Annotated in this window: 4 protein-coding genes; 1 reads left to right on the forward strand and 3 read right to left on the reverse strand. The window is 70.9% G+C overall.

All coding sequences use genetic code 11. The annotated features are described in order from the left end of the window. Both Q1K57_RS13845 and Q1K57_RS13850 read right to left on the reverse strand, forming a co-directional pair. Positions 1-603 (reverse strand): hypothetical protein (locus tag Q1K57_RS13845; protein ID WP_300083610.1); only part of this gene is annotated, 603 nt, incomplete at its 3' end. A 182-nt stretch (positions 604-785) separates the two neighbouring features. Next, a complete protein-coding gene (locus Q1K57_RS13850; RefSeq protein WP_300083612.1) occupies positions 786-1,613 on the reverse strand; it encodes a transglutaminase-like domain-containing protein in 828 nt (275 codons plus the stop codon). 103 nt (positions 1,614-1,716) lie between these two features. On the opposite strand from Q1K57_RS13850, the gene Q1K57_RS13855 reads away from it, so the two are divergent. Next, positions 1,717-2,946, forward strand: a complete 1,230-nt coding sequence (locus Q1K57_RS13855) for a hypothetical protein (RefSeq protein ID WP_300083614.1) — start codon at positions 1,717-1,719, stop codon at positions 2,944-2,946. Positions 2,947-2,948: 2 nt separating this feature from the next. Here the strand turns inward: Q1K57_RS13855 and Q1K57_RS13860 are convergent. Beyond that, a partial coding sequence (locus Q1K57_RS13860; RefSeq protein WP_300083616.1) for a deaminase occupies positions 2,949-3,291 on the reverse strand: 343 nt, incomplete at its 5' end.

Consider the following 3,291-nt stretch of genomic DNA (forward strand, 5'->3'; position numbering starts at 1 on the left):
TGGGGCGGTCCAGGTCCAGTGGCCGCTTCCCGCGGCAGTCAGGCTGCGGTCGGATGCCACCGACTGAGCCGACGCGGCGCGGTACTGCACGTAGGGCCATCCCTCGACCGCGGTGAGCGTGCCCACGGCCGCGCTGCCGGCATACCAGGTGAGGTCGGCGCTGATGTCGTCGATCCGCGTCAGCCGGTAGTCGCTGGCGCCGGCGGGGGAGAAGCTCACCGCCTGGTTCTCGGTGCCGAGAGGGTCCCCGTTGCGGGTCCAACTGGCGATGATGGCCTTCGTTCCATAGGTCCACAGCTCGGGCAACGCCACCCCGAACTTGGTCGGCTGGGCGCGGAACGCCAGCCCCCCGCCCACCCATGTCGGGGCGAACAGGCCCTCCTTGTTGAACACGGCGCCGCTGATCCAGGAGTTGGTCGGCGGGTTGATACCGGCAGCAAGGCGCGGGGCGTTGGCCGACACGTACATCGTCGGCTGCACGGGCAGTGCCGAGGCGGGCTCGGCCGCGGTCGCCAGCGCGGGCAGCCCGAGCGACGCCGCTGCCAGGCCGAAGGCGGCGACGACGCCGGTGAGGCGCAGCGCGAAGGTGGCTTGATGGGTCATGGTTCGTTCCTCACATCGTCGGGACGAACGTTCCGGGGGTGCATGAGAGCGCTCTCATCGGTCCGTATTGACCAGCAACTTAGCGCTTGTCGAATCGGAACGGAAGGGTTACGGGGAAGTAAACACCCCCGTCAGGTGAATTATGGTTGAGCCGACGCAACCAATAATCGAATCGAACAGCGTTATCGGCTCGCGCGGCTCACAGGTGCACCGCGGCCTGCGGATCCTCCACTGGAAGGCCCTCGCGCCTGAAGCAGGTGACGCTCACGGAGCCGAAGGTCACCTGTCCCGACTGGAGGGTGAGAAAAGCCGTGTCGGAGGCGTCCCGTCCGTTCGCGATCCGGGAGGAGCGAAGCGCGTGGGGCCATGCGCGTGGCGTCCACGACCTGCCAGCGTCCCTCGAGGGCAACCTCGACGACGGCGTGGAAATCCATCGGGTCGAGACCGGGGGCATACACCGACACGAGCCGCGCCGGCAGGCCACATGCGCGCAGGAACGCGATCACCAGATGCGCGAAGTCGCGGCAGACGCCCTCCTGGGCGAGGTAGGTGTCCACGGCTCCGTCGGTCGGGCCGCTGCTGCCGGGCACATAGAAGAGATTGTCGTGGACCCAGCCGACCACCGCATTGACGAGCTCCTGACCCGTCAGGCCGGCGAAGCGCTTGGAGGCGATGATGCCGAGCTTGTCCGACTCGGCGTAGCGCGACGGCCGCCGGAACTCGATCTCGTCGATGCCGGTGACGGGCAGAGCGGCGGCCGACCCGTCGGTCACCGCCCGGTAGTCGAACGCGACCGGCCCGGCCGGGACGCGGGCGACGTGCAGCCTGCCGCCGTCGGGGGCGGGCACCTCCACGAGGTCGACGGGCTGGCCGTCGGCGGTCAGGGCGATGACCTCGTCGGTGATGGTCGGGCCCTCGGCCACGGCGACGGAGAAGACCAGCTCGGCCTCCGTGACGGCGACGGCCTCGATATGAACGGCGACCTCCGTGCCGGTGCTGGCGGTGACCATGGGGACTCCTCGGGGATTGGTCTGGCTGACCAATCCTATCGTCCCGTGTCATCCTGGCCTCAATCGGATCGGCCCGACCACCCGCGGGGTACGCTGCCCGACCATGGAGCCCTTCATCGGCGTCATCGTCGGCGTGCTGGCGCTCATCGTGGGCGGGCTGGCGGTGTGGGGCTTGTTGCGCTTCCTGCACGCGCGCCAGTTCCGGGAGCGTGGGTGGGAGTTCGCACGCGACCCGGGCGAGGCCGGGGTGTTCGGGCTCAACCGGCCGCCGTTCGGGCGCGGGCTCGGGCGCCGCGTACGCGAGCAGGTCACCGGTCAGGTCGACGGGGTGCCGTTCGTCGCCGTGTGGTACACCTCCGACACCGACCGCCGCGACGACTTCGCGGTGGTGCTGCCCTTGCCCCAGTCGCTGCCCGGGCTCGTGGTGGGGACGCCGCCGGTGCTGCCCGCGGGGGCGCGCGGGGAGGGGCTGCCCGCGCCGGCCGGGCTCGTGGCGCAGGCGGATGATCCGGCGTGGGGCAGCCGAGCGTTGGCCGCGATCGGGGAGCCGCTCAGCGCGCTGGCCAGGCGGGGGAGCGCGGCGCTCAGCGTGGACGGTTCCCACCTGGTCGGGCTCGGCTGCGCCCGGGACGCCGACGCCCTGGCCGCGACCGTGCCGCTCGTGGCTGCCGCAGCGGCCGCATTGGCAGCGCCCGAACTGGCGGCGTCCGGACCGCCCGTGCCGCCCGAGATGAGCTTCACCGACCGGCCGGACTGGACCTACCGTTCCCGGGACGACGCGATGCTGGACTACGTGCGTGCCCACCGGGGCGGCTACGACCACGAGGCGCGCGACGTGGTGTTCAGATCCGATCCCGAGCTGAGCTTCGTCGCCCTGCGGCATGAGTGGAAGACCGACCGGGAGGTCACCCAACGGAATGCGGACGGCTCCACCTCGACGCGCACGGTGACCGACCACCACCGCGAGGACCTGTGCGCGTTCCAACTCGGCTTCCCGTTCGTGGACCTCAGCCTGAACAAGTCGTTCGACTGGGGCCGCGAACGCGTGCGGTTCGAGTCGGAGGACTTCAACCGGGCGTTCTCGGTGCGGTGCGCCGACGGCAAGTTCGCCTCGGACGTGTTCCACCCGCGGCAGTTGGAGTTCGTCCAGCGAATGCGGCCGGGCGCGTTCGAGATCGTGGGCGATCGCGTGTACGTGAATCACGACGGACGCCTCGAGACGGTCGAGTCGTGGTGGGAGTTCCTGCGCGGCTTCTTCGGCCGGGTGCCGGAGTTCGTCTGGAAGAACCTCGGCGTCCGGCCACCGGCGCTCATGCTGCGCTGGGAGGGCTGAGGTCAGCCGCGGGGGGCGTCCCACCGTTCGACGGCCACCCTGGAGGCGGCGAGGATCGCGGCCCCCGAGGGGAGGCCGGACGCCGCGCGCACCTGCTCGGTGTACCCGTTCTGGTAGACGACGCGGCGGACGCGGCGGCTGTTCACGATGAGGCGCGCGCAGGTGGCGCACGGCTCGTGGGTGACGTAGAGGGTGTGCGCCTCCCCGTTCCAGTTGGCGGCGAGCAGGGCGTTCACCTCGGCGTGGATGAAGCCGCTCTGGCCCTGCTCGAGGGACTCCCGTTCGTTGGGTTCGCCGGCGGCGCGCCCGTTGTAGCCGACGCCGACGACGCGGTGGAAGTGGTCG

This window comes from Propioniciclava sp. (genome assembly GCF_029977985.1).
In the GTDB taxonomy this organism is placed as follows: domain Bacteria; phylum Actinomycetota; class Actinomycetes; order Propionibacteriales; family Propionibacteriaceae; genus Propioniciclava.

Coding starts and splice junctions, on each gene's coding strand:
- Q1K57_RS13855 (WP_300083614.1), top strand. CDS start 1,717: ATGGAGCCCTTCATCGGCGTCATCGTCGGCGTGCTGGCGCTCATCGTG.
- Q1K57_RS13850 (WP_300083612.1), bottom strand. CDS start 1,613: ATGGTCACCGCCAGCACCGGCACGGAGGTCGCCGTTCATATCGAGGCC.